The sequence below is a fragment of the Methylomonas defluvii genome (assembly GCF_033949435.1).
Lineage (GTDB): Bacteria > Pseudomonadota > Gammaproteobacteria > Methylococcales > Methylomonadaceae > Methylomonas > Methylomonas defluvii.
This window is the reverse complement of sequence record NZ_JAXARY010000001.1, coordinates 143,270-170,263: the sequence shown is the minus strand read 5'-3', so window position 1 is coordinate 170,263 and position 26,994 is coordinate 143,270. Positions and strand designations below refer to the sequence as shown.

The 26,994-nt window shown below is 52.2% G+C and carries 24 protein-coding genes; 21 read left to right on the top strand and 3 right to left on the bottom strand.

The genetic code is table 11. The annotated features are described in order from the left end of the window. Positions 1-11 precede the first annotated feature (11 nt). The 3 genes from QLH52_RS00835 (at position 12) to QLH52_RS00825 (ending at position 6,759) form a co-directional block, all read left to right on the top strand. Positions 12-3,227, top strand: coding sequence for a glycoside hydrolase family 15 protein (locus QLH52_RS00835; protein WP_319960234.1), 3,216 nt, complete (start codon positions 12-14; stop codon positions 3,225-3,227). An 8-nt stretch (positions 3,228-3,235) separates the two neighbouring features. Next, a complete protein-coding gene (gene glk, locus QLH52_RS00830; protein WP_319960233.1) occupies positions 3,236-4,219 on the top strand; it encodes a glucokinase in 984 nt (327 codons plus the stop codon). Between the two features lie 116 nt (positions 4,220-4,335). Continuing rightward, positions 4,336-6,759: a sensor domain-containing protein gene (locus tag QLH52_RS00825; protein WP_319960232.1), complete on the top strand. Its 2,424-nt coding sequence runs from the start codon at positions 4,336-4,338 to the stop codon at positions 6,757-6,759. Between the two features lie 140 nt (positions 6,760-6,899). On the opposite strand, the gene QLH52_RS00820 is transcribed toward QLH52_RS00825, so the two are convergent. Further along, positions 6,900-7,277: a hypothetical protein gene (locus tag QLH52_RS00820; RefSeq protein ID WP_033155869.1), complete on the bottom strand. Its 378-nt coding sequence runs from the start codon at positions 7,275-7,277 to the stop codon at positions 6,900-6,902. Between the two features lie 179 nt (positions 7,278-7,456). Continuing rightward, the gene (locus QLH52_RS00815) at positions 7,457-8,455 is read right to left on the bottom strand and encodes a hypothetical protein (protein WP_319960231.1); all 999 of its coding nucleotides are present in this window, start codon (positions 8,453-8,455) and stop codon (positions 7,457-7,459) included. A gap of 363 nt (positions 8,456-8,818) precedes the next feature. On the opposite strand from QLH52_RS00815, the gene QLH52_RS00810 reads away from it, so the two are divergent. From QLH52_RS00810 to QLH52_RS00745, 14 genes are all read left to right on the top strand, one after another. Beyond that, positions 8,819-9,373, top strand: coding sequence for a flavodoxin (locus QLH52_RS00810; RefSeq protein WP_319960230.1), 555 nt, complete (start codon positions 8,819-8,821; stop codon positions 9,371-9,373). Further along, positions 9,374-10,156, top strand: a complete 783-nt coding sequence (locus QLH52_RS00805; protein ID WP_319960229.1) for a 4Fe4S-binding leucine-rich repeat protein — start codon at positions 9,374-9,376, stop codon at positions 10,154-10,156. Further along, positions 10,143-10,823: a hypothetical protein gene (locus tag QLH52_RS00800; protein ID WP_319960228.1), complete on the top strand. Its 681-nt coding sequence runs from the start codon at positions 10,143-10,145 to the stop codon at positions 10,821-10,823. Before QLH52_RS00805 ends, QLH52_RS00800 begins: the two co-directional genes overlap by 14 nt. Before the next feature lie 5 nt (positions 10,824-10,828). Next, complete coding sequence (locus QLH52_RS00795) at positions 10,829-11,275, top strand: ankyrin repeat domain-containing protein (protein WP_319960227.1); 447 nt, start codon at positions 10,829-10,831, stop codon at positions 11,273-11,275. Positions 11,276-11,531: 256 nt separating this feature from the next. Beyond that, complete coding sequence (fae, locus tag QLH52_RS00790; RefSeq protein WP_319960226.1) at positions 11,532-12,083, top strand: formaldehyde-activating enzyme; 552 nt, start codon at positions 11,532-11,534, stop codon at positions 12,081-12,083. A 362-nt stretch (positions 12,084-12,445) separates the two neighbouring features. Continuing rightward, complete coding sequence (hisC, locus tag QLH52_RS00785; RefSeq protein ID WP_319960225.1) at positions 12,446-13,525, top strand: histidinol-phosphate transaminase; 1,080 nt, start codon at positions 12,446-12,448, stop codon at positions 13,523-13,525. Positions 13,526-13,673: 148 nt separating this feature from the next. Further along, positions 13,674-14,273, top strand: a complete 600-nt coding sequence (gene petA, locus QLH52_RS00780) for a ubiquinol-cytochrome c reductase iron-sulfur subunit (protein ID WP_033155861.1) — start codon at positions 13,674-13,676, stop codon at positions 14,271-14,273. Beyond that, the gene (locus tag QLH52_RS00775) at positions 14,270-15,667 is read left to right on the top strand and encodes a cytochrome b (protein ID WP_319960224.1); all 1,398 of its coding nucleotides are present in this window, start codon (positions 14,270-14,272) and stop codon (positions 15,665-15,667) included. The genes petA and QLH52_RS00775 overlap by 4 nt, the downstream gene beginning before the upstream one ends. 3 nt (positions 15,668-15,670) lie before the next feature. Further along, on the top strand, positions 15,671-16,390 hold the full coding sequence (locus QLH52_RS00770; protein ID WP_033155859.1) for a cytochrome c1: 720 nt from the start codon (positions 15,671-15,673) through the stop codon (positions 16,388-16,390). Between the two features lie 184 nt (positions 16,391-16,574). Then, positions 16,575-17,048: a winged helix-turn-helix domain-containing protein gene (locus QLH52_RS00765; protein ID WP_319960223.1), complete on the top strand. Its 474-nt coding sequence runs from the start codon at positions 16,575-16,577 to the stop codon at positions 17,046-17,048. 182 nt (positions 17,049-17,230) lie between these two features. Continuing rightward, positions 17,231-17,491, top strand: a complete 261-nt coding sequence (locus tag QLH52_RS00760; protein ID WP_319960222.1) for a hypothetical protein — start codon at positions 17,231-17,233, stop codon at positions 17,489-17,491. Between the two features lie 396 nt (positions 17,492-17,887). Then, positions 17,888-18,517 carry a transcriptional repressor LexA gene (gene lexA, locus QLH52_RS00755; protein WP_319960221.1) on the top strand — a complete coding sequence of 210 codons (630 nt, stop codon included), beginning with the start codon at positions 17,888-17,890 and terminating at the stop codon, positions 18,515-18,517. A 9-nt stretch (positions 18,518-18,526) separates the two neighbouring features. Then, positions 18,527-18,676, top strand: a complete 150-nt coding sequence (locus QLH52_RS00750; RefSeq protein ID WP_165385910.1) for a hypothetical protein — start codon at positions 18,527-18,529, stop codon at positions 18,674-18,676. A gap of 48 nt (positions 18,677-18,724) precedes the next feature. Next, positions 18,725-19,048 (top strand): YqfO family protein, encoded by a 324-nt coding sequence (locus QLH52_RS00745; RefSeq protein ID WP_026602326.1) that lies wholly within the window; start codon positions 18,725-18,727, stop codon positions 19,046-19,048. A 236-nt stretch (positions 19,049-19,284) separates the two neighbouring features. Here QLH52_RS00745 and QLH52_RS00740 read toward each other — a convergent pair whose 3' ends face one another. Beyond that, the gene (locus tag QLH52_RS00740; protein WP_033156117.1) at positions 19,285-20,442 is read right to left on the bottom strand and encodes a PilT/PilU family type 4a pilus ATPase; all 1,158 of its coding nucleotides are present in this window, start codon (positions 20,440-20,442) and stop codon (positions 19,285-19,287) included. Positions 20,443-20,630: 188 nt separating this feature from the next. Here QLH52_RS00740 and QLH52_RS00735 point away from each other — a divergent pair, with 188 nt between their 5' ends. From QLH52_RS00735 to QLH52_RS00720, 4 genes are all read left to right on the top strand, one after another. Continuing rightward, the gene (locus QLH52_RS00735; protein WP_319960220.1) at positions 20,631-23,219 is read left to right on the top strand and encodes a PAS domain-containing sensor histidine kinase; all 2,589 of its coding nucleotides are present in this window, start codon (positions 20,631-20,633) and stop codon (positions 23,217-23,219) included. After that, a complete protein-coding gene (locus QLH52_RS00730) occupies positions 23,216-23,848 on the top strand; it encodes a response regulator (RefSeq protein ID WP_033155855.1) in 633 nt (210 codons plus the stop codon). The genes QLH52_RS00735 and QLH52_RS00730 overlap by 4 nt, the downstream gene beginning before the upstream one ends. A gap of 141 nt (positions 23,849-23,989) precedes the next feature. Further along, a complete protein-coding gene (locus QLH52_RS00725) occupies positions 23,990-24,412 on the top strand; it encodes a hypothetical protein (RefSeq protein WP_129871332.1) in 423 nt (140 codons plus the stop codon). Then, on the top strand, positions 24,409-26,955 hold the full coding sequence (locus QLH52_RS00720; protein WP_051669752.1) for a putative bifunctional diguanylate cyclase/phosphodiesterase: 2,547 nt from the start codon (positions 24,409-24,411) through the stop codon (positions 26,953-26,955). The genes QLH52_RS00725 and QLH52_RS00720 overlap by 4 nt, the downstream gene beginning before the upstream one ends. The last annotated feature ends 39 nt before the right edge of the window (positions 26,956-26,994 follow it).

The following is a 26,994-nucleotide window of genomic DNA, read 5'->3' as shown; positions in this document are numbered from 1 at the left end:
CCATTAAATACATGATGCCGACCAGTCAAACCGAGACGCTCGACCAGTATTATCAGCAAGTTCAAGACATTATCCTGAAACGCCAGGATTGGATCAGCGGTCTGCTACCAGCCAGTACCGCCGTCACCACCCACGGCAATTACACCGACGCTTGGGTGCGGGACAATGTCTATAGCATCTTGGCGGCCTGGGGCCTGGGGCTGGCATACCGTAAAGTGGAGGGCCAGCAGGAACGCACCTATTTACTGGAGCAAAGCGTCGTCAAATTGATGCGCGGCCTGCTGACGGCGATGATGCGGCAAGCGGCTAAAGTCGAAAAATTCAAGCACAGCCAGGACCCGCTGGATGCGCTGCACGCCAAATACAAAACCAATAGCGGTGAAGTTGTGGTGGGCGATAGCGAATGGGGCCATTTGCAACTGGACGCCACTTCGTTATTTTTGTTGATGCTGGCGCAAATGACCGCCTCGGGCTTGCGGATTGTGTTCAGCATAGACGAAGTCAATTTCGTGCAAAACCTGGTGCATTACGTCAGCCGGGCCTATCGCACCCCAGACTACGGCATCTGGGAGCGCGGCAATAAGATGAATCACGGTCTGGCGGAATTGAACGCCAGCTCGATAGGCATGGCCAAAGCCGCGCTGGAAGCGATGTCCGGCTGCAATTTGTTCGGTAAGGACGGCGGTCAGACCGCGATCATCCACGTGATCAGCGACGACATCGCCCGCACCCGCATTACCCTGGAAGCCCTGCTGCCGCGCGAGTCTATCTCCAAGGAAGTCGATTCAGCGGTGCTCAGCGTCACCGGTTTTCCGGCGTTCGCGGTGGACAATCAAGCACTGCGCGAAAGAACCGAGACACTGATCGTCGAAAAACTGCAAGGGCGCTATGGTTGCAAACGCTTCTTGCTGGACGGCCATCAAACCGTTCTCGAAGATCATCAGCGCCTGCATTACGAACCGAACGAATTGAAGCAATTCATGGACATCGAATGCGAATGGCCGCTGTTTTTCTGCTACTTACTACTAAATAAACTGTTTGCCGACGACGCGGAAGGGGTTGGCGATTATCGCCGCCGCCTGGAAGACTTGCTGGTGGAGCAGAACGGTCAATGGCTGTTGCCGGAACTTTACATCGTCCCGGACAGTGCCATCGCCGCCGAAAAACGCCATCCGCACAGCCAAACGCGCGTTCCCAATGAAAATGTCCCGCTGGTTTGGGCGCAAAGCTTGTATATTTTGGGCGGACTGTTGCAAGACGGTTTGATTGGCCTGGATGACATTGACCCGCTGGGCCGTTACAAGGCCACCCGCCTGTACCCGAACTCCACATTGCAGATTGCCCTACTGGCCGAGGACGAACAGGTACAAGAAGAATTGCGCGGGCGCGGCATCCCCTCGCAAACCTTAACTGAAATCGCACCGATCCAAGTGCGAGATGCCAGTGAACTCGCCGCAGCCTACACCCAAGTAGGGCGCAACGACCGCATTGGACTCACTGGCCGACCCCTAAGACAATTACGCACGCTAGCCACATCCAAGCTTTACGTGCTGGCGGGCGAGCCTTTATTGTTTTTACCGCAATTTATGAACCAAAAAGGTTTTTATATTGCCATGGACAACCAGTTGCTGATTCAACGGCTGCGTACTGAACTGGCCTACATCATCCGCCATTGGGACAATCCCGCCCACCCCTTGCTGGTCATCAACATTAAGCACAACATGCTCGGTAGCGAGGATCGGCAGGTTTTGCTGGGTTTTATCGAACAACTCGCCCAAGGCAACGTGCAAGGCACACCGGTTAAACTGGGGCTGTTGACCGATTTTGTAAAAACCGCCAGCCACGAAAAAATCGGCTACCTGCACGACTTCAGCTTTTCCGAAGCCAGTTGGGAAGAAGTGGAACGACCATTCGCTAATTTGCTGGCCCACGACGACCAAGCGCCGCAAGCACTGGATAGCTTCGTACTGACCGAGTGGGAAATTGGTGACGATGGCCGCTTAGTAGAACAATTGCGCAATAACCCCAACCTCTATGCCCAGTTGGAAGCCCTCACCTTGCTCTGCCAACGCCACGGACTTGATTACGACACCGGCTTACGCAACGACGAAAACCAGCCAGGGTACGTGCGCGACTTGCTAGAAGAAGTGTATGCCCGAGCCGGCGACCGCCATGCTTGGTATGTGGTGCGGCGTTGCGCCAGCTTACTGGGCAAGTACGACATCAACCTGGAACAAGCCGCCACCGAGATTCTGGTGCGCCAGCATGGCTTGACGGTAGGCCGCGCTTACAGCGGCAAAGCCACCTTGCGCCGCCCCACCGACTCCTGGCAAATCCTGGACACTATCCGCACCTTTAACCCCAACGACAGTAGCCAGCAAATCATCGTCCAGGAGTTGATCATCTACCTGGGCATGCTGATCAAGTTAAAGCCGGAACTCTTCGCCGACATGCACACCATTCGCGTCGGCCACATTCTGCAATTGATCATTGCCAGACAAAAACGCCTGAGCAGTACCTCTCTGGACCAGGCGTTTAGCGATATTTTGTCGCTGCCGCCACATCAGCTGGCGGACCTGTTGCAGGAAACCCTGGAAGATTACAACAACAGCGAAAACCAGCTGGGACAAGTCGAAACCCTGCATTGCGAAGGCCCGCAGCGCGATCTGACCGCCGCGCGCTTTCCGGAGTCGATGAATCCGAAAGACCGTGGCGATGCCGACGATTGGTATGCCTGGCGTGAACAGCAAGGCAGCGTCGGCCGCGAGAACGAAGCCTTCTTCGCTGGCGTATGGGACTTGTTGCATCACTGCAAGGGTTTGATGGTCGGCGAAAAATACAACAGCAAACGCCGAATCGACAGCGAGATCATGCTGGCACAGATGACCGCCGGCGAACAAAGCTTTAGATTACATATCAACCATATTCTGAATAAAATTCAGGCGCCGGTGTATCGGCAATTGAGCGTGGAAGCCCTGCGCGCGCTGGCCTCCATTGTCCGCGATTATCCCGACCTGTACATTGACGACACCTTGGTCACGGATATTTTGATCGGCCATGCGGTCAGAATTAGCTGGCTGCAACAACACCCGCACTACCGCGACCACTACGAAGAATGCGTGTCGCTGGCTTGGCAAGCGTTTTACCAACTGCCGCCGCATGCGCTGGCCAACGCGATACTCGATGCCTTGATCCACTTGCTCAACAACGCCACCCCAACCTCATGAGGACGCATATGATTCTAGCCGGCGACATCGGCGGAACCAAAACGGTTCTGGCCTTACTCGACAGACAAGCCGACGGCACGCTGAGCTGTTTGCAGGAACAAACTTTTGCCAGCGGCGAGTTTCAGACCTTTGAGGAAATCCTGGATCTGTTTTTGACCGACACCCCAACGGTGGCATCGGCTTGCTTCGGCATTGCCGGACCCGTCGTCAATCAACGCTGCCAGACCACCAACCTGCCCTGGCTATTGGATGGCGAACAACTTAAAGCTCGACTGGGCACCGACCGGGTGAAATTGCTGAACGATCTGGAAGCCATGGCAATCGGCATGCTGCACCTACAGGAACAGGACTTCGTCGAGCTAAATCCCAACGCCGAGCCGCAAACCGGCAATATTGCGGTGATCGCCGCCGGCACCGGTTTGGGCGAAGCGATGCTGCATTGGGACGGCGAACAGTATCACCCCATCGCCACAGAGGGCGGTCATTGCGATTTTGCGCCGCAAAACCCGCAACAAGATCAACTGCTGACTTTCCTGCGCGGCCGTTATCCTGCGCATGTCAGTTGCGAACGGATATTGTCCGGTATCGGCTTCAGCAATATCTACGACTTCCTGGTCCAAACCCGCTTCGCCCCGCCCTGCCCGGCGGTGCCCGCACCCGCCAATGCCAGCGGCGTTGATCGCAATGCGCTGATTTCGCGCTTGGGCGTGGACGACGAAGATCCCTTGTGCCGCGAAACCGTGCGCTTGTTTGCGGAACTTTACGGCGCCGAAGCGGGTAACTTGGCCTTAAAAGCCTTCGCTACCGGCGGCGTATTCATCGGCGGCGGCATCGGCCCTAAAATCAGATCGGTGCTGGAATCCGGAGAATTTATCCAGGCTTTTGTCGCCAAAGGCCGGTTTCAGCCCATGCTCGCCAAATTATCGGTCAAACTGGCTTTGAATCCGCGCACACCTTTGCTGGGAGCAATGCACTACTTTGCCGCACAATAAGCATTTCGTATCAAGCTATAGAAAAAGGTACGGCAGCGTCGGAATCGGCTAGGCTTATAAATCAACCTTTTAAATAAGCCTTTGCTAGATTTACTTGCTAGCAGTGTAGCCGAGTCATGGTCCAACCCAAGCAGAAACAAGCCAGTTTGCAAAAATCGCTATCAATCCTTCAAGCCGCGCTCGACTCCAGCACCGACGCTATATTGGTAGTCGATCTGTTCGGCAAGATCGCCACTTTCAACCCGCAATTCATGCGGATTTGGGGCATCCCGCCAGGTTCTTTAAAGATCGGCGACGATGAGAAGTCCCTGAGCTATGCCCTGAAACTGCTAAAAGACCGAACCGCCTTCCTAAACCGAATCGAAGAGATTTATAAATACCCTAAGCAACGTTACGCCAGCGAACTGGAGTTTAAAGACGGCCGCTTTATCGAAAGCTATTGCCAACCACAATATCTGGACGGACAACCGGCGGGCCGGGTTTGGAGTTTTCGGGACATCACCGAGCAAAAAACCTCGCGCAGGCGCTTAGCCCAATTAAGCTTTGGTATGGATCAAATGCATGACAGCGCTTATTTGATTACAGAGAATGCCAGCTTCATTTATATCAACAACCAATCCTGCAAGGCTTTGGGCTATAGCCATCAAGAGCTGCTGCGCTTGAGCGTATTCGATGTAGACCCTTGCTTTCCGCGCCAAGTCTGGGCCGCGCACTGGGCGGAGCTGAAAATTAAGCGCTCGAACAAGTTGGAAACCATCCACAAAACCAAGGATGGCAGGTTGTTTCCGGTGGAAGTCGTGGCCAATTATTTTGAATACGCCAATGTCGGTTATAACTTGGCTATCGCTCGGGACATTAGCGAACGTAAGCGTATCGAAGAAGCCCTGCAACAGGCCGCACTGATTTATCAAAACAGCAGCGAAGCCATGCTGTTGGCAGACTCGGATGATCGCATCCTGACAGTCAACGCCGCCTTCACCACCATTACTGGCTACCAATCCGATGAAGTAGTCGGTAAGCACATTGGCATTTTAAACAGCAGCATCCACAGCGAAGCTATGTGGCAAGCCATTCAAAGCAAGGGCAGCTGGCAGGGCGAAATCTGGGACAAACGTAAGAACGGCGAGTTATACGCCAAGTGGTTAACCGTCAATACCATCTTTGATGCTCAACAGACCATGCAGCGGCGGGTGGCTTTGTTTTCCGATATTACCGAAAAGAAAAAAACCGAAGGCGTGATCTGGCAACAAGCCAATTTCGACCCATTAACCCAATTGCCGAATCGGCGCATGTTTTACGACCGGCTGAGTCAGGAGATCAAAAAAGCCCACCGGGAACACAAGCGTCTGGCGCTGTTGTTTATCGACCTGGACTTATTCAAGGAAGTGAACGACACACTGGGACACGACATGGGCGACGAGCTGCTGCAAATTGCCGCCCAACGGATTTTGACCAGCGTGCGGGAAACCGACACGGTAGCCCGCCTGGGCGGCGACGAGTTTACTGTGATTCTGAGCGATGTCGGCGACCCCGACAACGCCGAGCGTATAGCCGGCAAGCTGTTGCACAAAATGACGGAATGTTTTCAGTTGGGTAACGAAATTGCTTATATTTCCACCAGTATCGGCATCGCTTTTTTCCCGGATGACGCCGACAACCTGAAATCGCTGTTAAAGCATGCGGACCAGGCGATGTATGCCGCCAAGCGCCAGGGCCGGAACCAATATTGTTTTTTCATCCCTACCATGCAGGAATCCGCACAAGCGCGGCTGCGGCTCAGTAACGACCTAAGACAGGCTCTGGCCGGGCAGCAGTTTTATTTGTGCTACCAACCCATCGTCGAACTGGCTACTAATACTGTACGCAAAGCGGAAGCACTAATCCGCTGGCAACATCCAACACGCGGCCTGATCAACCCGGCGGACTTTATTCCGATTGCCGAAGAAACAGGTTTGATCAGCAGCATCGGGAATTGGATTTTTCAGGAAGCCGCCGAGCAAACCAGTCGCTGGCGGCAATCGATACACGAAAAATTCCAGATCAGTATCAATAAATCGCCGGTCCAGTTTCGGAATGAACGCGACAGTCATCGCGATTGGCTGGACACACTGGAGGCGCTGAGTCTTTCCGGGCAAAGTGTCGTCATCGAAATTACCGAAGGCCTGTTACTGGATGCCAATAGCAGCGTGGCCGAGCAACTGTTGTCGTTCCGCGACGCCGGCATTCAGGTGTCGCTGGATGATTTCGGCACCGGCTATTCATCGCTGTCTTATCTGAAAAAATTCGACATCGATTATCTGAAAATAGATCAGAGCTTCGTCCGCAATCTGGCAGTTGGCTCCGACGACATGGCCTTATGCGAAGCGATCATCGTGATGGCTCACAAATTGGGCATAAAAGTGATTGCCGAAGGTATAGAAACCTCAAGCCAACGGGATTTGCTTACTGCGGCAGGTTGCGATTTCGGACAGGGTTATTTGTTCGCAAAGCCATTACAAGCTCAGGAATTCGAAAGATTGTTTGCCGATTGCAAGCTTTGAAAGATCGGCAGCGGAGGGAGTAAGGGAAGTATGCCAAGCAGGCATGAACATCGGAAACAGTTTAGTTGGGAGCCACCGAGAAAACACGTCTTCCGGTGGCAGCCGTTAATCAATCCGGATTGGATTGATTCGATGCGTCCTTAGTGAGCGGCGCTGTAAACTTTCATCATTTCTTTGTAAAGGTCCAGAGTCGCTTTCAAGCTGGCTACGGCGTTGGCATCACCTTTTTCGATCTCATCGCGGGCAACTTTCAGTTTGTCGCCAGCTCTTTGACGCAAACGCTCGGTTTGCTCATAACGGAACTCTTTTTGCGACTGGCGAACGTCGCCCAGTGCTTTCAAAGTACCTTCTTTGTCGCCTTTTTCCAACAAGCTTACAGCTTCTTCTACTTTGGCAACGGTAGCTTCACCGGCTGCACGTACTTTGGCGTCGCCAGCGCTGTTTGCATTAGCGGATGTGGAAACCAATGCTGCGGCGATCACCAAAAATGAAGCCAAGGTTTTTTTTACTGTGTTCATACAAATCCTATCAATTGATAACTAAGTGTTTTTTTAAACCACATTAAAATTACAAATTTATGACTGTATATTTTAATCCGGTTGCTTGCTCAAAGCCTTTTCATCCTACCATAGATTCTGAAAATATCAGCAAAACCGGGAAAAATAGCCTAATTACCACAAATATTAAGAGGTATAATTTATTGCGACGCCAAACCGGCAATATGTTTGATAAAGCCGGCTTCATTGACGAAGGTAATATCGTACATTCTAGTCAACCCCAACACCTGCTCATCACTAACACCCAAGACCAGTAACAGAAAGTTTTCCTTGGCAATATCCAGCCTGCGCCGCATTTTGCAGCACTTGTCGATAAACGAACGAAATTCTCCGGATTTACATTCTATAAATACCGGTATACGCCCATTAATTAGAAAAAACACATCCACTTCATATTTATCTTCATTGGCAAACTGAATATTAAAGCTTCTTAAGCAAGAGAAAAGCCCTTTGCTTTCGTAGAAATGTTTCAGCAATTTCATAAACACATACCACTCCAACCATTCACCATTAAAAAATCCGACAATGGCCGACATACTCTGTAACGTCAGATGGACTCTCTTTTCATTTTTATTATAAAAATACTTGGCGACAAACGAGAATTCGTAAAGGTTTTTACAAAAGCCGGTAATGGTTTTAATTTGATTTTGACTGTAATCGCTTAAATTCAAAACAACCGATGCGTAGTTATTTCTTTGGGCTTTCCTAATTCTATCCAGTACATCCTGCAAAACCGGAAAGTTATCGCCCAATTCAACCGCCACTTCATCATAAAAACCTTGCGTATCCAAGGCGTTATGATTTACTTCGACCTGGATATTTTTACGTTCGAACCAGCTGATGATGGGTTTGTACTGCATACTGTTAGTCATCACAGCAGTGTTGTGCAAATCCACCTCTTCGTCTTTAGGCAAGCGAATATCGGATGGCGCCATTTCCGTTACAGGATTACTCGCCTGTTCCAACTCCCGGTATTTAGCCAGTAGCACCCCGTATTCATCGATCAGTTTCTTCAAAAAAACCACGGTATCGTGAATTGCCGATGCTTGCCCGCAAACCGGACACTTAACCGTTTTGCCCACATGCTCGTTCGGCACTTCACGTAAATAGGCACAATTGTTACAGCGCAGAATTGCCATATGGCGTCCTTGAATATTTATTACGGTAATGACTGTACTTGGCTGAATTCAAAATAACCACGCAATCAGCTTGCACTAAAAACAGGCGTTTAGCTCACTGAAGAGCCGCATCTTGGCGCTAACAATCCACCCTGAATCTAACGGATAACACCGGCCGCTGTGTCACAAATCACCCCATCGGTCTGGCAATTGTAGACATGCCTGCACAGACCTCAACCTGAAAATACGGCAAAAATACCTATCTAACTGATATAAAACAAAAAACCAGATGCACGGGTTATTTTTTAATCTGGATCAAAATTTGCTGAGAAGTTTAAAACGGCTGCACAAGCCTTATCCCGCACTCTCGATCACAGGTGATTTATGAGCAAAATCGGCATTTTTTTCGGAACGGATGCCGGCAGCACCCGGCTAGTGGCAAAAAAAATTTTTAGTCTGTTAGGCGAAGAGCTGGCCGACAAGCCCAAAAATATCAATCGAGTAAAACCCGAAGAATTATTGCAGTACGACGCGCTGATTTTGGGCACGCCCAGCTATGGCATAGGCGACTTGCCGGGCCTGGGAGCCGGATGCCAGGAACGCAGCTGGCAAGAGTTCGTACCCTCCCTGGACGGCGCCGATCTCTCCGGCAAACGCATCGCGCTATTCGGCCTGGGTCATCAAGAACGCTACGCTTCGCGTTTCGCCAGCTCGCTGATCCAGCTTTACCGGGTGTTTTACGACTACGGTGCCGAAATGATCGGCCGCTGGAGTACGGAAGGCTACACTTTCGAACATTCCGACTCGATAATCGACAACCAATTCGTCGGCCTAGTGCTGGATCAACGCGGTCAACCGCATTTGACCGACGAGCGCATTCGAATCTGGCTGGCGCAAATCACGCCGCAGCTACTGCCGGTCTTAGCGGAGGCCGCCTAAATGGTGGCCTCATTCCTAGCAGACCACGATTCCGTGGATCTAACCCCGTTAGCCGACTGCTCGACTTGTGCTTACCGGGATAGCTTATTGGCTGCCGGCACTTGCAAACCGGGCGACCGCTGTGTGGTCGCCGAAAGCGGCCGGCAAATCGACCGTTTTTTTAAAGTTCATCCGGGCTTCGCGCCGAATTACGCCAATGATCCGTTCTGGGAACGCCGGGCAATCGCCGCCCGCTACCTCTCCACCAATCATTTGCGCCCACTACTGACTGATCCGGACGAAGCGGTGCGCCGGGTATTGGCCTACCGCATCCCCGTTGACTGGCTACTGGAGTTGAGTCAGGACAGCGACAGAGAAGTCCGGGTCACCGTAGCTGATCGTCTGCCCGAAACGCAACTTGAACTGATGGCCAACGACCCGGATTATTTGGTGCGAACCTACGTAGCCAAGCGCTTGCCCGCCGGGCGGCTGTTCCGCCTGGTCGCCGACCCGGACAATGAGGTGCGCCGCACCGTCGCCGAACGCATACCCAGTGTCAGTTTGGGCTTGATGGCCGAAGATCACGAAGTCAACATTCGCCGCATCGTCGCGCAGCGCATGGACGTCGACGATCTGGTCATGATGAGTAAAGACGAAGACTGGACCGTACGTTACGAGGTGGCCTTGCGCGCCGAGCCGGAACTGTTGAAACAGATGCTCGACGATGCCGACGAAGAAGTCAGCTTTACCGCCCGCGAGCGCTGGGAAGCCCTCACCATGGAGACAGCGCATGCAGCAGACTGAACACATCGTCGGCCTGACTTATGCGGATCGATTGCGCATGGCAACCGAATCTCGCCATCAAGCGCTGCAGGAACAGCTGGGTTCTGAATTGGCGGCGCTGACCTCGCTGATGGGGCCGATGAGCGACGGGCCGGAATGGCCGGCCGGCGCAGCCTGGCTGGCAGCACGGCATGGCCAAAACGCCTGCGTGATCTCGGATGGTTTATCCGATCCCTGGGTGGAGCGCGACCGACCGGAAACCGGCCTGGGCCTGGAAGTGTTTATCGAAAGCCCGGATTCCGGCACCGCCGCCGATGCGCCGCTCAGCAAACTCGCCGACACCTGGCTATTTCCGTTAACCGCCGAAGTCAGCCACACCCTGGCCGGCTTTCCGCGTTTGAGCGAACGGCTGTTGAACGGCGAGCTATTATCGATGGAATTCGCAATCGACCATATCAAAGACGGCCGAGGGCAAATCGGTGCACTGCTGGGCGCTAACAACGAACCCGGCAAAACCTTAACGCTCGCGGGCGGCGAGATAAAACTGGTTGCCATCACCTTACTGACCGGCAGCGAATTGAAGTATCTGCGCGGCAAAGGCGAGCTGGCCCGCCACGAATTAGCCGACAAACTGAAAACCGCCGGTGTCGACCATCTGTCCTTACTCCACCGCCCTTCTCTGGTCTGATCTGTATGCCTCTTACACCCGAAATAGACGCCTGGCTACTGGAAAACGGCTTTCAATTAGGCCTCAATCCACACGGCAAACACCCATTAATTCTGTCCGTCCAACAAGGCCGGAGCGACGTGCTGGCCTTTCTGTTGGAGCAAGGTGCAGATCTTACGGCGCTGGACGCTTACGGCAACAACGCGCTGTGGGCCGCATGTTTTGCCGAAGCCGGCGATTGCATCGGCTTGTTACTGGAAGCCGGCATCGATATTAACTATCAAAACCCGAGCGGCGCCAGCGCGCTCACTTATGCATCATCCAGTGGCAAGCACGCGGTGGTCAAGCAATTACTGGAAGCCGGCGCTGATCCGCTACTGACTACGCAGGACGATTTCAGCGCGCTGGACCTAGCCGCCAATCGCCAATGTTTGCAGTTGTTACGCAGTGCGATGAAAGCCGTGCATACATAGCGGAACTGGACATTATTCACTCTTACCCTAAATAGTGCGCTCACGCGAAGGCGGGAGACCAGCAGCTACGCTGAAGTGGTTGCGCCGTCTCACAACCTTCCAGCCTTACCTGCGCGTATCGGGATCGCATCCGCTAACAGCGCTACACCCGCATGCTTAGCCACCAATCTAAACCCTAAGCCGGAGTCCGCCTATTGCCGCGATCCCAGCGCGGGCATAGAATGCGGCCTTTCTCAACATACCCCGAGGACGCACCATGTCAGACTCTTATTGGTTTAGAACCGGCGAAGCCACCGTATTTTCCAGCGAAGGGCAAGGCACCGACGCGATGCCGGAAATCCTGATTGGCGACGTCAAAGGCCCGGCTGGTCATGCTTTTGCCAATCTGATGGGCCAAACCGCAGGCCACACGCGCATGTTTGCGATCCGCGCCACCAACCAACAAGTGCGTCCGGCCACGATCATGGTGCCCAAAGTCACGATCAAATCCTCGGCTTACGTCAATTTATTGGGCGGCCCGGTACAGTCCGCGGTGGCCGATGCAGTGATCGATAGTGTTGCCGACGGCGTCATTCCGCGCCTGCAAGCCAACGAATTGTGCATTGTCGCCATGATCTGGATAGACCCCTCCTGCGCGGAAAACCCGGATTTGGACCGCAAGGATTTGTACCGCACCAACTACGAAGCCATGAAGCTGGCAATTTCCCGAGCCATGAGCAACTCGCCCAGCATCGACGAATTGATCGCCAACCGCCACAAAATATTCCACGAAATGTACGACCCGGAAACGGGCGAGTCGCAGTGGTAACCTTATAAAGCAAATCGTCAGGAAGCCGCGATAGCGGCAACCTGACCTACTATAATTGACGCGCCATAAAAGTGTATCGCCATAAGCATCACCGCCGCCAAAGGCAAATCGGCATATTAGCCCGCTCTGCCGCCTAATCCCTTTGCCACCTCCAGCAAGCAGTGTTATTATCCCCGCGCCCTATATCCGCCCGCACCGTAGCGAGCGACTCGCGTCAACGGGGACGCAAGAGGCTGGTTTTCAAGGTTATACGTTCGTCCTCCGCTTTGTTAAAACCCGCCGACTTTTGCCCTCGCGGCCAACCCAGTTTGCTAGGGTGTAATATCAATGCCGCTCGTTCCAATTCCGCAGAGTTTGACTACATGCCAACCCAACCGCTCGAAACGCTGTTCCGCTCCGAAGTTCTCTCCATGTCGGCCTACCATGTTGCCGATGCCAGCAACTTCATCAAACTCGATGCCATGGAAAATCCTTATAGCTGGCCGGAAGACATTCAAGCACGCTGGTTGGAATCGCTGAAGACCTGCCCGATTAACCGCTACCCCGACCCGGAAGCCAAGACGCTGGCGATCGCATTACGCCGGGCGAATAGCATTCCGGAGCAATCGGCCTTGCTGCTCGGCAACGGCTCCGACGAAATAATTCAAATATTACTAATGGTTTTAAGCGCCGATGCCGCCGTGTTGGCACCGGAACCCGGATTTGTGATGTACAAACAAGTGGCGCAAAGCCTGGGCCTGCGTTACCGAGGCGTGCCATTGCTGGCAGACAGTTTTGAACTGGACATGCCGGCCATGCGCGCGGCGATTGCCGAATCTCGACCTGCCTTGATTTTTATCGCCTATCCCAACAACCCCACCGGCAACTTATTCGATGCAGACGCCATCAAGGAAATACTCAGCCTTGCACCGGGCTTGGTCGTGGTCGACGAAGCGTATGCGCCGTTTGCCGACGCCAGTTTTATCGGCGAGCTAGGACATTATCCTAATTTACTGGTGATGCGTACCGTTTCCAAACTGGGGCTGGCCGGCTTGCGCCTGGGGTTTCTGGCCGGCGATGCGGCCATTGTGGAGCAGCTGCATAAAGTCCGCTTACCATACAATATCAATAGTCTGACCCAAATCACGGTGGGCTTTGCGTTGGATCATGGCGAGTTTCTGTTAGAACAAACCCAAACGCTGCGAGCGGAGCGCGCTTTAGTTCTTCAAGCCTTAGACGAGACACCCGGCGTCCACGCCTACCCCAGCGCCGCTAACTTCATATTGTTCCGCACCCTCAACAAAGCCGCAGACGACGTATTTGCTTCATTGAAGTCGCAAGGCGTGTTGATCAAGAATCTGTCCCCGCAAGGCGGGCTGTTACACAATTGCCTGCGCGTCACCATCGGGAAACCGGAAGAAAATCAAGCCTTTCTAAACGCGCTGGCAGTTGCTTTAAAGTGATAATTCTCAGCATCCGCAAACGCCTGAAACCCTTGAATAGCGCTGTCGCAAGAACAATTTCAATAATCACGGACAGTAGGGTATATTTGCTGAAAATTATAATAATCGATGTATCGCGATATACATCACATCATCAGGAGTGTTACTTATGAACCACGAAGGCGTCGATCATTCCAAACGCCAGTTTCTGACCTCGGCACTGTCGGTGGTTGGTGCAGTGGGTGCCGGCTATTTGGCCGTCCCTTTTCTCTCGCAAATGCAGCCCAGCGCCAAGGCCATGGCAGCAGGAGCCCCCGTCGATGTCGATATCAGTAAGATGGAACCCGGCCAGCTAATTCGTGTAGCTTGGCGAGGGAAGCCGGTGTGGGTCTTGAACCGGACGCCGGAGGTTATATCCACTCTGGCGACGCTGGACAGCAAACTGGCTGACCCGGTATCCAACGAATCCATGCAGCCGGAGAACAGCAAAAATCCGCTGCGCTCCATTAAACCGGAAATTTTTGTCGCGGTCGGCCTATGCACGCACTTAGGCTGCTCGCCTACGTTTCGCCCGGAAATTGCCCCTAATGATTTAGGCCCGGACTGGAAAGGTGGTTTCTTTTGCCCGTGTCACGGCTCCTGGTTCGATCTGGCCGGTCGTGTGTATCGCGGCGTTCCCGCCCCTACCAATCTTGAAATACCGCCTTATCGATATGAAACAGACAATCTGATTGTCGTGGGCGAAGACAGCGAGGCAGACAAAGCATGAAGCGTAAAATGAATCAATGCAGCGAATGGCTGCTGGAGCGCTTTCCACTCTCCGATTTGTGGAATGAACACATGGCGCACTACTACGCGCCCAAAAACTTTAACATCTGGTATTTCTTTGGCTCTCTGGCCCTGTTTGTGCTCGTCAATCAGTTCATCACCGGCATTTTGCTGACCATGAACTACAAGCCGGACGCCAAACTGGCTTTCGATTCGGTCGAATACATCATGCGCGACGTCAACTGGGGTTGGCTGGTGCGTTATATGCATTCCACCGGCGCCTCGGCGTTCTTCATCGTCGTCTATCTGCACATGTTCCGCGGCCTGATTTACGGCTCGTTCAAGCAACCGCGCGAACTGATCTGGATTTTCGGCATGCTGATCTTCGTCTGTTTGATGGCCGAAGCGTTTATGGGTTACCTGCTGCCTTGGGGCCAAATGTCTTACTGGGGCGCGCAGGTAATTATCTCCTTGTTTAGCGCGATTCCAGTGATCGGCGACGAGCTATCGCTGTGGGTACGCGGCGATTATGTGGTCTCCGACGCTACCTTGAACCGCTTTTTTGCGTTTCACGTCATCGCTGTGCCGCTGGTATTGCTGATCCTGGTATTCCTGCACATCGTGGCTTTGCACGAAGTGGGTTCCAACAACCCCGACGGCGTTGAAATCAAGCAATCAAAGGACCCTTGGGGACATCCGGTCGACGGCGTACCCTTCCATCCGTATTACACCGTTAAGGACATCATGGCCGCCGGCGTGTTCATGTTCTTCTTTGCGACGGTAATTTTCTACATGCCGGAATTAGGCGGCTACTTTCTGGAGCATGCCAACTTTATCCCGGCTGACCCATTGAAAACCCCGGAACATATCGCCCCGGTCTGGTATTTCACCCCGTTCTACGCCATTTTGCGCGCGGTACCGGATAAGTTTGCCGGCGTGATTGCGATGGGCGGCGCGATTGTGGTGCTGTTCATGCTGCCTTGGCTGGATCGCAGCCCGGTCAAGTCTATCCGTTACCGTGGCGGCATCTTCAAAAAAGCCGTGGCATTGTTTGTAGTGGCGTTTATCGGCTTGGGTTATTTGGGTACCCAGCCTGCTACGCCAGGCGCCACGACGGTTGCGCGGATATTGACCGCCATTTACTTCGGGTTTTTCCTGTTGATGCCTTTATATACCCGCTGGGAAAAAACCAAACCGGTACCGAATCGCCTGACCAACCAGCCTAGCCTGGAAGATCGCATTCCCGCTCTGCTGGCCTTAGTCGATGAAGTCGTTGAGGTACAGCAAGTTCCCGACAATATGGGTGGCACTATCGCTAAGAAAAGGCCGAACTGGTCCGGCATCTCAGCCGTGCTGATTCGTTTTGCAAAAAACCTAAAAAAGAGCCTGGATTAAGCCATGAAAAAAATACTCTACACTCTTTTGTTTTTGCTGCCTTTCAACGTGCTGGCCAGTGGCGGCGTCAAACTGGATAGCGCCGACATCGACTTGAGCGACAACCTGTCGATGGAGCGCGGCGCGAAGTATTACGTCACTTATTGTTTGGGCTGTCATTCGGCAAAACACATCCGCTACAAACGTATCGCGATCGATTTGAAACTGGATGAAGCGGAAGTTCTGAAAGTGGTAGCGCCTTTCGGGGCAGGCATTTACGATCAGATGCATTCAGCCATGAACGCGCACGACGCGGAAAAATGGTTCGGCACCACACCGCCGGATTTATCGTTGATTGCCCGTTCGCGCGGTGCCGACTGGCTATATACCTACCTGCGCAGTTTCTATGCGGAACCGGGAAAACCTTTAGGCGTTAACAACGCGGTATTCCCTGATGTCGGTATGCCCAACGTGTTCTGGCAACTGCAAGGTACGCAGTCGGCAATTACGCAGAAAATCGACGGCCATGACGTGATTACTGGTCTGAAACTGGATCAACCCGGCCAAATGACACCCCAGGAATTCGACAAAATGGTCAACGATCTGGTCAACTTCCTGGTTTACGTCGGTGAACCGGTACAGTTGGAAAGACAACAAATGGGTAAATACGTGTTGTTCTTTATCCTGATGTTTATCGCTCTAGCTTATCTGCTGAAAAAAGAGTACTGGAAAGACGTACACTAACCACAGCTTAAGCGCGTTATATCAAACCGGTATCGGCTGAGCTGATACCGGTTTTTTTATGACCAAGGGTTTAACCAGCAATCGATTTGTAAATCCGGTTAAAATCTCGGGTAAACTCCCCGCATAGCCATACGCTAAGCTCTAACGCTGGAAACAACTCTATCCTTGACCGTCGAAAGCCAATATGAAAAAAACTACGCCTACCTCCGAAACACCAGTCTCTATCGCTGAAAAGCCCTCTCCAGCGAAAGCGACTAAAAAATCCCCTACCAAATCCGTTGCCGTAAAAACAACGGCTGAAGCACCGGCTGCCCCGGAAAGTATCGAAAAAGCGCCGGAAGCTGCCGCTGCCAAAGCAGCCACGAAAAAAGCCAATCCAAAACCAAAGGCCGCCAAAGTAGAGCCTAATGTGGAAGCCGAGCCAAGCGGCACCGAGTCAGCCGAGATTTCCATGCTCGAACGCATAGGTTTGACCGCTGGCGTTATCTGGCATCATTTGGCTGAAAACGGCGCGACACCGGTTGCCAAATTAGTTTATGTACTTCCGGAGGAAGAGGCCGTCATTCAAAGAAGTATCGGTTGGTTAGCTCAAGAGGACAAAATCACGCTGTCGGCCAGAGGTGGTGACCAAGTCGAAACCATCGTGCTGAAGGGCTAGTATTTGCGACTGAGCGAATCGTTCCTCACGCAACACTTAGCCGCTTGCCATGAAAATAACGATTGTTGAGGCATAAAGACCTCTGGCTTTAAACGACAAGCAACAGACGGTCAATTGCGAGAGCCATCCAAACCTCAGCAATGACCGAATAAGCGCACTATCAATTATTCGGAGGATAAACAATGAAAAACATTATTTTGGCAATCGTAGCTTTATTGTTCTTAGGCCAAACGGCGTATGCGGCCGACGCAGATTGCGAAGCGAAGGCGACTGAAAAAAAGCTGGCCGGAGCCGCCAAAAATAGCTTTCTTAAAAAATGCGAGAAAGACGCCAAGATCGCTGCCGCTAAAGCCAGTTGCGATACAAAAGCGGCCGAGAAAAACTTGAAAGGCGCGGCCAAGAACAGTTTCACCAAGAAATGTGTCGCAGACACAAGTAAATAGCACTTTCGATAAACGCGAGTCCTCCGTCCCTCAGGAACGCCAGCAACGAATATCTGCTTGCCCCCATAGTTGCAATCACTCCGAAAATACGTTTTTTGTGGAATGACGTGTTTCAGTCCCACTGACACATACGCAACAGCTATTAACACCGCACCTCAATAAGCTCGCTCCCGCAAAGCCGGGAGCCCAGTTGCCGCACTGGAGCCCCCTCTTCTCCTGAATGACGACCTCAAGAAACTTAAGAAGCGGATTAACCATAGCGGTTTCGAGAAGACCGCTTTACCTCACCCAAGCAGCAACAGCCCATCGATAGAAAATTTTTCCGGTAACGAAAAAAATTATTTGTTCTGTATTTGTTTTAGTTGTATTCTTTATCAAAACAAACACAGAACAAATATGACGCTTACCCGTAAACAACAAGAAATTTTCGACTTCCTGCTACAAAATCAGGAGCGATTCAGTCATCCGCCGACATTGGAAGAATTGTGCGCGGCGATGGGCTTGAAATCACGCGGTTCATTGCATAGCCAGATTAAGGCGCTAATCGATGCCGATTTGATCGAAGCGCCGCAGCGCAAGCAACGCGGCATTCGCCTGACCGAACACGCCAAATCGCTGGTCAACAAAACCGTGGCATCCGGCATGCTGCCTTTTGTCGGCACCATAGCCGCCGGCAGACCGATAGAAGCCATCGAAAACATTTCTTATATGGCTGTGCCGGAAGAATTGAAAACCGAGAACCCTTGTTATGTCCTGAAAGTAAAGGGTGATTCGATGCAGGAAGAAGGCATCTTCGACGGCGACTGGGTCATCATCGAACAACGCAGCCATGCCCGTAACGGCGAAATCGTCGTTGCATTGGTTGAAAAAGCCGAAGCGACTTTGAAATTTATCGAGCAGTACCCACACGAAACCCTGCTAATCCCCGCCAATTCCTCGATGCAGACCATGCGTTACCGGCCCGAGCAATTGGAAATACAAGGGGTATTAGTCGGACAAATGCGTAGCTATACCAACCACCACTAGGAGGAGATTATGCTTCATCAATCCGTTCATATGCGCGATCAAAAAGCCAATCAAACAGCCATGCTGAACAGAGCGGACCGACAGGCCGCCATCAACATGATCGAGGAAATTACGCTGGTTGTGGTGCTGTGGGGCGTGTTTTTACTGGCTACCGGCTGATGTTAGTAACCCTAACCTGCTTGGCATGGTCACCTGGCATCCGGCACTATGTATAAACTGAGTTTTTATGTGCCGGTCAGCCATGCCGAACAGCTAAAACAAGCGTTGTTCGAGCAAGGCGCCGGGCGTATCGGCGATTACGACAGTTGTGCCTGGCAAGTGCTGGGCGAGGGCCAATTCCGGCCTCTCGCCGGTAGCCACCCTTATCTGGGCAGTATCGGTGAAATTCAGCAGGTCGCCGAATATAAGATAGAAATGGTCTGCGCCGATGATTTAATTAAAACGGTGGTGCAAACCTTGCTGGCTTGCCATCCTTATCAGCAGCCAGCCTACGAGGTTTATAAGATCCTCAGCGTCGCAGACTTATCCTAGCCTGTTCAAAACGGCTTTAAGCTCTATGAACAAGCTGATTCCATGGGGAATACGATAGCTGGTCCAAACGAAATCTATCGATTGCCACTCGCTTGCAAAATGGCCCATCGTCCGTTTTTATGTTTTGATAGCCCCATCATTCCCACAATAGGAAATCCAGTTTTTTGAATTTCCCGGCTTCCCGCTTTCGTTGTAACGACAAAGCAAAGATGTTTGGGACATTCGTTGGAATTTCCTTAATGTCCCTCACTTTCCTCATCCCCCTCTTTCTTGGTGATTTCTTCCAAAGCAAGACTGCCAGCCAAAGAACTGGGCTTTTTGGTCGCCGACCCCAAACCTTCGCTCAAATTGATTTTCAGTTTTAAATTGTTCGGCGAATCCGAGTTGCGCAAGGCCTCTTCCAAGGTGATCACCCCGCCTTTGTAGAGCTTGAGTAAATGGCTGTCAAAAGTCTGCATGCCGATATTTTCGGATTTTTCCATCGCTTCCTTAATGGCGTGAATATCGCCTTTATGGATCAAATCGCTGACCAATTTAGTACCCAGCAAAATTTCGATAGCCGCCACCCGCTTACCTTCCACGGTGGGTACCAGGCGTTGGGAAATAAACGCTTGCAGATTCAAGGACAAGTCCATCAACAACTGCGGACGGCGCTCTTCCGGGAAAAAGTTGATGATCCGGTCCAAGGCCTGATTGGCGTTATTGGCGTGTAACGTGGACAAGCACAAATGCCCGGTTTCGGCAAAAGCCAAAGCGTGTTCCATGGTCTCCTGACTGCGAATTTCGCCGATCAGAATCACATCCGGCGCCTGCCGCAAAGTGTTTTTCAATGCATCCTCATAACTGAGGGTATCGACACCGACTTCGCGTTGATTGACCAAGGATTTTTTATGCGGATGCACAAACTCGATAGGATCTTCGATGGTAATGATATGCCCGGATGAGTTGCTATTGCGATAATCTATCAAGGCCGCCAAGGACGTCGATTTACCGGAACCGGTGCCGCCAACGAACAAAATCAGCCCGCGCTTTTCCATGATTTTATCTTTGAGGATTTGCGGCAAGCCCAAGGCGTCGGCACTGGGAATATCGACCTTGATGTTGCGAATTACCAAGGCATGGCAATTGCGCTGTTTAAAAATATTCACCCGAAACCGTCCGATTCCTTCTTCGGTGATCGCCAGATTCATTTCCGGCACCTGTTCGAAGGCGGCGCGTTGCTCGGCGTCCATGATACCGTCAGCAATTTCCTTGATGCGTTCACGGCTAAGTTTGACGTTTTCCAACGGTTTTAAGCTGCCTTGGAACTTGGCCGCCGGTGGAGCGCCCGCCGTCAGGTAAAGGTCCGAACCATCGTGTTGGACGAGGATTTTTAGATAGTCTTTAAATTCCATGCGGGCGGCTCTCGAATTGATAATGCCCAAAGTGTAGGCCAATCCGCCCACAAGTGAAGCCGGGACGCTATTCGCTCGCTTACCCAAAAATGTCTGTTAATTTCTTCGCCGAAAAATGTCGTAGCTCGTTTATGCTTGCCTTCCCAAACCATTACTAATTCGTCGAGATGCCAAACCGCCGACTCAACTTGAGTAATTTTGCCCATGAAACCGACTTGCTTTACGGGATCATAGACAGCATTAAAGAAGCCGTCATTGTTTTCGACACGACGTACACAATCGTCTGCGTCAACCGCGCCGCTGAACTTATGCTGGGGATTGGCTCAACAGCCGATTGGGAGAATCGACATTACCTGTTTACCGCCGACGGCAACACGCCTTTTCCCGTTGCGCTTTTACCGTGTTTCCAGCCTGTTGACCCAGGCATGACGGAAGAGGCTATCGAATTAATTGTAAAGCGCGCAGACGGCAGCGCAGTCCGCGTCAACGTTAGCGGTCGAGGCCTAGCAGACCGACATGGCACTATATCGGCGTGGTTAACGATACTTTCGGACATTCCGGTGCCCAATAACCCGGAGAAACATGCCGAAATTTTAGACTACCAACATAACTTGGGCTCCGTCCTCAACCATATGCCGGCGATGATCGGCTACTGGGACAAAAATCTTATCAACAAATTTGGCAACAAAGCCTATGAAGAATGGTTCGGCTTTACTTCGGAAAACTTGCTCGGCAAACATATTCGCGAAGTCATCGGCGATCATCTATACACGTTGAATAAGCCGTTTATCGATGCCGTTCTGAAAGGAGAACCGCAGTATTTTGAGCGTACCATCGTCAATTTCGCGGGGGCAACTCGCCATACGCAAGCCGCCTATTTGCCGGATGGCGCAGCAGGTCAAGTGAAAGGATTTTTCGTCTTGGTGACCGACATTACCGCATTGAAGTCTGCACAAAAACGGGTTAGCGAATCGGAAGCCCGTCTGCGTGCCATGTACGATAGCTTACCGTTCTTGGCCTGGATGAAGGACAGAAACGGGAAATATATTCAAGCCAACAAACATTGGCTAAACGCCGTGGGCATCGACCATCTGCACGATTCAAAAGATGTGACTGATTTCGATATCTGGCCGGAAGGCCTGGCCGAGCATTACCGCGCGGTTGACCAAGAAGTGATGCTGACTCGGCAACAAATATCGCTGACCGAGAGAGCCTTCGACGCTGGACGGGAAACCTGGACCGAAACGATCAAAGCCCCCATCGTCGACGATAAAGACGATGTGCTGGGCACCATCGGTCTGGCACGCGATATAACCGAAAGCCGTAGCGCGGAGGAGCGACTCCGCAATTACAACGAACGCTTGAGCTTGGCCACCAAAGCCGCCGCAATCGGCATTTGCGAGTGGGATCTGGCGTTGGGCGTCGGCGATTGGGATGAACGCATGTACGAAATGTTCGGCATTCCTGTGGGAACGCCCATAGACTACCAAATCTGGTCTGCCTTGGTGGTGGTTGAAGACTTACCGCGCACCGAAGCCACCCTACGCAAGCTGATTCGAGACCAGCAGGAAAAGCATTGGGAATTTAGGATTCGCCGGCAAAGCGACGGCGCCTTACGCTTCATTCAGGCTTCAGCCATCATAGCCGGCGATCCCAAGAGCGGCGGGCAAAAAATCGTGGGGGTTAACAGAGATGTCAGCAATTTTAAGTTGATCGAAAATGCCTTGCGCGAAAGCGAAGCGCATCTGGCTCACGCCCAAGCCCAGGCGCATTTGGGCAGTTGGTCATTAAACCTTAGAGAGCATTCTCTGAAATGGTCTGACGAAAATTACCGCATTTTCGGTATGCCTTTGGGCACACCGATAAGCTACGAGCGCTTCTTGAAATGTGTGCATCCGGCTGACCGACATTACGTACGCCACGCCTGGGAAGCGGCCATGCGTGGCGCGCCTTACGACATCCAACACCGTATCGTGGCGAACGGTAAAATAAAATGGCTGAGGGAACGCGCCGATCTGGTATTTGCCGGGGATGGCAGTTTCGTGCGCGGCATAGGCACATCGCAGGACATCACCGAGCTGAAAATAATAGAAAAAGACCTGGAATCGTCCCGCTTGCAATTACGGCAACTGGCCGCTCGTCGGGAAAAGGCCCGTGAAGAAGAACGCAAGCACATGGCCCGTGAAGTTCACGACGAGCTGGGACAAATGTTGACTGCCCTGCGCATGGAAATGTCGCTGCTGCGCATGAAATTCGCCATCAACAACCGAGAGCTGGCCGAACAAATCCGCAACATTATGGAATTGCTGGACCAAACCATCCAGGTTACCCGCGACGTGGCAACCTCCCTACGTCCCTCGGCGATAGAAATGGGAATCGTGCCGGCTTTGGAGTGGCTGGTAAGGAAATTCGCGGAACAATCCGGGATTCAGTGCGATCTGTTGTATCCGGAAGATGATTTCGATATGGACGAGGAATGCGCAATCGTGATTTTTCGCATCGCCCAAGAATCGCTGACCAATGTGCTGCGGCATGCGGCAGCCAGCAAGGTAAAAATTGCCGTCAATTTGGATAAGGACCACTATTGCCTGAAAATTGACGATAATGGTCGTGGTTTCGACACCCATGCGCCCACTAAGACCAAGTCTTTTGGCCTGATCGGCATACGTGAACGCTCCTTGATGTTGGGCGGAGAAACCAGTATTTCCAGTGCCCCGGGCCAAGGTACCTCTATCCAGGTACGTATCCCGGCTAACCCTAAAAGACCAGAACTATGATCCGATTAATTATTGCCGACGACCATGCCATTGTGCGGGGCGGTCTGAAACAACTATTCGCACTCTCCACCGATATTACCGTCGTCGGCGAAGCCGAAAATAGCCAGCAACTGTTGAGTTTTCTCGATGAAAACGCCGTTGATCTGGTGCTACTGGATCTGACCATGCCCGATCTTGGCGGCGTGGAGATGATCAGCCGGATTCGCGGCCAATATCCGGCATTGCCCATCCTGATTTTGAGCATGCACAACGAATTGCAAATCGTCTCGCGCGCATTAAAAACCGGTGCGAATGGCTATCTAACCAAGGATAACGACCCGGAAACCTTACTGACAGCCATCCGCCGAGTCGCCGGCGACGGCCGATTTATCGACCCTAAACTCGCCGAAAAAATGGTATTTGAATTCGAGAGCTCCGAGCCAAGCAAACCGCATGAAAAACTATCCGAACGCGAGTTTCAAATCTTGCAGTTACTGGCTAAAGGCCAAAGCCTGAACGACATCGGCAGGGACCTGGCAATCAGCAACAAGACTGTCAGTACATACAAAGCCCGGCTGTTTGAAAAATTGCACATCAGCAATAACGCCGAATTGATACGCTACTATGATGCACACCGCCTGAACATGTAGTCCCATGCCCGCATAAGAAGGAAATAGCCTACAACAAATTACACTTTTACCTGCCTGAAATTTCGGATTGACTGATATTCAGCCGCTCTACATTTAAATATGATGCAGGATCCAGAATTTTGAATGCATCGGGGTTCATCTATGCAAGTATCGGTAACAGGTGAATGGTTTGAGGTGACTATCCGTAACACGTTGGAGTTTGCAAAATGCCATGAATTACTGGCGTCGTGCAAGGCTCACACCAAAGTCAATACGCGCGCCGGCGCCAGGATAACACTCGAGAATATCCCTACATTCAATATGTGCGGCATCGCCACCATCTCGCTAATCTGCGATTGGATGCAGGCCGGCGTCGAGCTGAATCTGCAAGGCTGTGGCGGCGACGTACATCAGATTTTCGATACCGGCATATTCGATAAATACTTCAGCAAACACACCCCCTACATTCGCACCACCCACCATGTGCCTGGAGCGCACAAAGCCGCGTTTAGCCAAGGATTGCCCGATACGCAAAACCCGCCCACGGTTACGTCCGGACCAAACCGTGCTGGAAAATTAGCGTGAAAACACCATTCTTCGATTTTTTCAGTGCGGGCGGACTGATGCCGCACGGGTTTTGCCTAAAGTGGACGCCCGGCCTGCTGTGGTCGTATGTGATTTCCGATGCCTTAATCACTCTGGCCTATTTCGCGATTGCCGTCATTCTGGCTTATGTCGTATCACAGCGCCGAGACCTGAAATTTCGCGGCATCTATTTGATGTTCAGCTCATTTATTCTGGCCTGCGGGGCATCGCACTTGATGTCCATCTTCCTGATCTGGCAACCCTTGTATTGGTTGGATACCGCCATAAAAGCCTTGACGGCGACCATCTCCCTGGCAGCGGCAATATTGCTGATCAAGTTGGTGCCGCATGCATTGAAACTACCGAGCAATCGGCAACTGGCAGCCGAAATTGCCGTGCGCACCCAGGCGCAACAGGATCTACAGGAAAGCGAAAGCAAGCTAAAAGCCCTCAGCCAGCAACTCATCAGCCTGATAGAAGCCATTCCCGACGCTATTCTGTTCAAAGACGGCGACGGCCGCTTGTTATTCGCCAATGAGCACGCGCAACAGTTATTCCGATTTGACGGTATGGATTGGCAGGGCAAGACCTATCTGGAACTGGCCGATCAACAGCCGGACGCACTGGACAAGCATATAAAACTATTTTCGGATGAAGAAGCGGTATGGCAGGCCGGACACTTGATCATGTTCGAAGATCATATTCTCAACGACGAGGGCCGCTTGATCGAAATAGAGGTACGCAAAACGCCGATTTACCAAGAAAACGGCCAACGCAAAGGCATGGTGGTGATTAGCCGGGACATCAGCAACATCCGCTGGGCGGAGAGCCAATTGCGCATCGCCGAGCGCGCTATCGAATCCCAGGAAGGGATCATGATTACCGATGAAAATAATATCATCCTGCGCGTCAACAACGCCTTCACCCGGCTGACCGGTTATCAGCCGGACGAAGTCATCGGCAACAAACCCTCGATTTTAAAATCCGGCCGTCACGGCCAAGAGTTTTACCGGGAAATGTGGGCCGCTCTGAAGCGCGAAAAATTCTGGCAAGGCGAGGTGTGGGACAGGCGTAAAAACGGCGACGTTTACCCGAAGTGGCTGACAATCAGCGTAGTAACCGGCGCGGACGGCCACACTTGCAACTACGTGGCGGCCTTTACCGACATTAGCCAGCACAAGGAAGCGCAAGCCGCCATTCACCGCCTGGCTTATTACGATCCACTCACCGACCTGCCCAATCGCCGCCTGTTGCAAGACCGGCTACAGCAGGCCTTACACAACAGCCGTTGCGCGCGTAAGCACGGCGCGGTGTTGATGATCGACGTTGATAACTTCAAAACGATTAACGATACCCAGGGCCACCAAATCGGCGATCAGCTACTAATAGAGATTGCCTCGCGCCTAAAGGCCTGCGTCCGTCAAGGCGATACCGTTGCCCGGCTGGGCGGCGACGAATTTATCGTGCTGCTGGAAAATCTGGGCAGCGCGCAAGCAGAGGCAACCGCGAATGCCGAAGACGTTGCACACAAAATATTGTGCGCCATCAATACCGGCATGTTGTTAAACGGCAAGGAACATCTCGGCTCCATCAGTATCGGCATTGCCATATTCGACGAACACAACAACTCGTTCGACGACACGCTGAGGCGCGCCGACGCGGCGCTGTACCAGGCCAAGGATGCCGGCCGCAACACGCTGCGCTTCTTCGATCCACAGATGCAGGCCTTATTGGAATCGCGCGTACTGCTGGAGTTCGATTTACGCCATGCCCAGGCCCAAGATCAGCTGAGCCTGCATTACCAACCCCAGGTCGATAAAAACGCCCAGATTTTTGGCGCAGAAGTGCTATTACGCTGGAAACATCCGCAAAAAGGCATGATTTCGCCGGCCGAGTTTATCCCGCTAGCCGAAGAATCCGGCTTGATTCTGCCCATCGGCGAATGGGTGTTGCAATGCGCCTGCGAGCAACTCAAGGCCTGGGAACAGAATCCGCTCACCCAGCATTTACAGCTTGCCGTCAATGTAAGCGCCAGACAGTTCCGTCAAGCCGATTTCGTCGAATCGATCTGCCGAATTCTTAACAACTCGGGCGCCAACTCGGCAAAACTCAAACTGGAATTGACCGAAAGCATGGTATTGCACGATGTCGAAGACGCCATTGAAAAAATGCAAACGCTGAAATCATTGGGCGTACGTTTTTCGATGGACGACTTCGGCACCGGATATTCCTCACTGAGTTATCTAAAGAAGTTACCGCTTAGCCAACTCAAAATCGATCAAAGCTTTGTGCGTGACCTTATCGTTGACCCTAACGATGCGGTCATTGCCCAAACCATTATCGGCATGGGCCACAACCTGGGCCTGAATGTGATTGCGGAAGGGGTGGAAACCCAGGATCAACGCATCTGCCTGGAGCGTATAGGCTGCGATGCCTTTCAAGGCTACCTGTTCGGCAAACCCATGCCCTTACCTGAATTCGAACGTGTAATACACAGCTTGAACCGGGCGATTCGACCGGAAAACATCCGCAACGGCAGCTAAATGGCCGTCATTTTAAGCCCTCATTGATTTTCTACACGA

Excerpts from the sequence above, each read along its gene's own strand:
- QLH52_RS00745 (WP_026602326.1), top strand. The coding sequence starts at position 18,725 with ATGTATAAACTGAGTTTTTATGTGCCGGTCAGCCATGCCGAACAGCTA.
- fae (WP_319960226.1), top strand. The coding sequence starts at position 11,532 with ATGTCAGACTCTTATTGGTTTAGAACCGGCGAAGCCACCGTATTTTCC.
- QLH52_RS00750 (WP_165385910.1), top strand. The coding sequence starts at position 18,527 with ATGCTTCATCAATCCGTTCATATGCGCGATCAAAAAGCCAATCAAACA.
- QLH52_RS00740 (WP_033156117.1), bottom strand. The coding sequence starts at position 20,442 with ATGGAATTTAAAGACTATCTAAAAATCCTCGTCCAACACGATGGTTCG.
- QLH52_RS00800 (WP_319960228.1), top strand. The coding sequence starts at position 10,143 with ATGCAGCAGACTGAACACATCGTCGGCCTGACTTATGCGGATCGATTG.
- QLH52_RS00795 (WP_319960227.1), top strand. The coding sequence starts at position 10,829 with ATGCCTCTTACACCCGAAATAGACGCCTGGCTACTGGAAAACGGCTTT.
- hisC (WP_319960225.1), top strand. The coding sequence starts at position 12,446 with ATGCCAACCCAACCGCTCGAAACGCTGTTCCGCTCCGAAGTTCTCTCC.
- QLH52_RS00820 (WP_033155869.1), bottom strand. The coding sequence starts at position 7,277 with ATGAACACAGTAAAAAAAACCTTGGCTTCATTTTTGGTGATCGCCGCA.
- QLH52_RS00825 (WP_319960232.1), top strand. The coding sequence starts at position 4,336 with ATGGTCCAACCCAAGCAGAAACAAGCCAGTTTGCAAAAATCGCTATCA.
- glk (WP_319960233.1), top strand. The coding sequence starts at position 3,236 with ATGATTCTAGCCGGCGACATCGGCGGAACCAAAACGGTTCTGGCCTTA.
- QLH52_RS00730 (WP_033155855.1), top strand. The coding sequence starts at position 23,216 with ATGATCCGATTAATTATTGCCGACGACCATGCCATTGTGCGGGGCGGT.
- QLH52_RS00775 (WP_319960224.1), top strand. The coding sequence starts at position 14,270 with ATGAAGCGTAAAATGAATCAATGCAGCGAATGGCTGCTGGAGCGCTTT.
- QLH52_RS00760 (WP_319960222.1), top strand. The coding sequence starts at position 17,231 with ATGAAAAACATTATTTTGGCAATCGTAGCTTTATTGTTCTTAGGCCAA.
- QLH52_RS00725 (WP_129871332.1), top strand. The coding sequence starts at position 23,990 with ATGCAAGTATCGGTAACAGGTGAATGGTTTGAGGTGACTATCCGTAAC.
- lexA (WP_319960221.1), top strand. The coding sequence starts at position 17,888 with ATGACGCTTACCCGTAAACAACAAGAAATTTTCGACTTCCTGCTACAA.
- petA (WP_033155861.1), top strand. The coding sequence starts at position 13,674 with ATGAACCACGAAGGCGTCGATCATTCCAAACGCCAGTTTCTGACCTCG.
- QLH52_RS00765 (WP_319960223.1), top strand. The coding sequence starts at position 16,575 with ATGAAAAAAACTACGCCTACCTCCGAAACACCAGTCTCTATCGCTGAA.
- QLH52_RS00805 (WP_319960229.1), top strand. The coding sequence starts at position 9,374 with ATGGTGGCCTCATTCCTAGCAGACCACGATTCCGTGGATCTAACCCCG.
- QLH52_RS00770 (WP_033155859.1), top strand. The coding sequence starts at position 15,671 with ATGAAAAAAATACTCTACACTCTTTTGTTTTTGCTGCCTTTCAACGTG.
- QLH52_RS00835 (WP_319960234.1), top strand. The coding sequence starts at position 12 with ATGATGCCGACCAGTCAAACCGAGACGCTCGACCAGTATTATCAGCAA.
- QLH52_RS00815 (WP_319960231.1), bottom strand. The coding sequence starts at position 8,455 with ATGGCAATTCTGCGCTGTAACAATTGTGCCTATTTACGTGAAGTGCCG.
- QLH52_RS00810 (WP_319960230.1), top strand. The coding sequence starts at position 8,819 with ATGAGCAAAATCGGCATTTTTTTCGGAACGGATGCCGGCAGCACCCGG.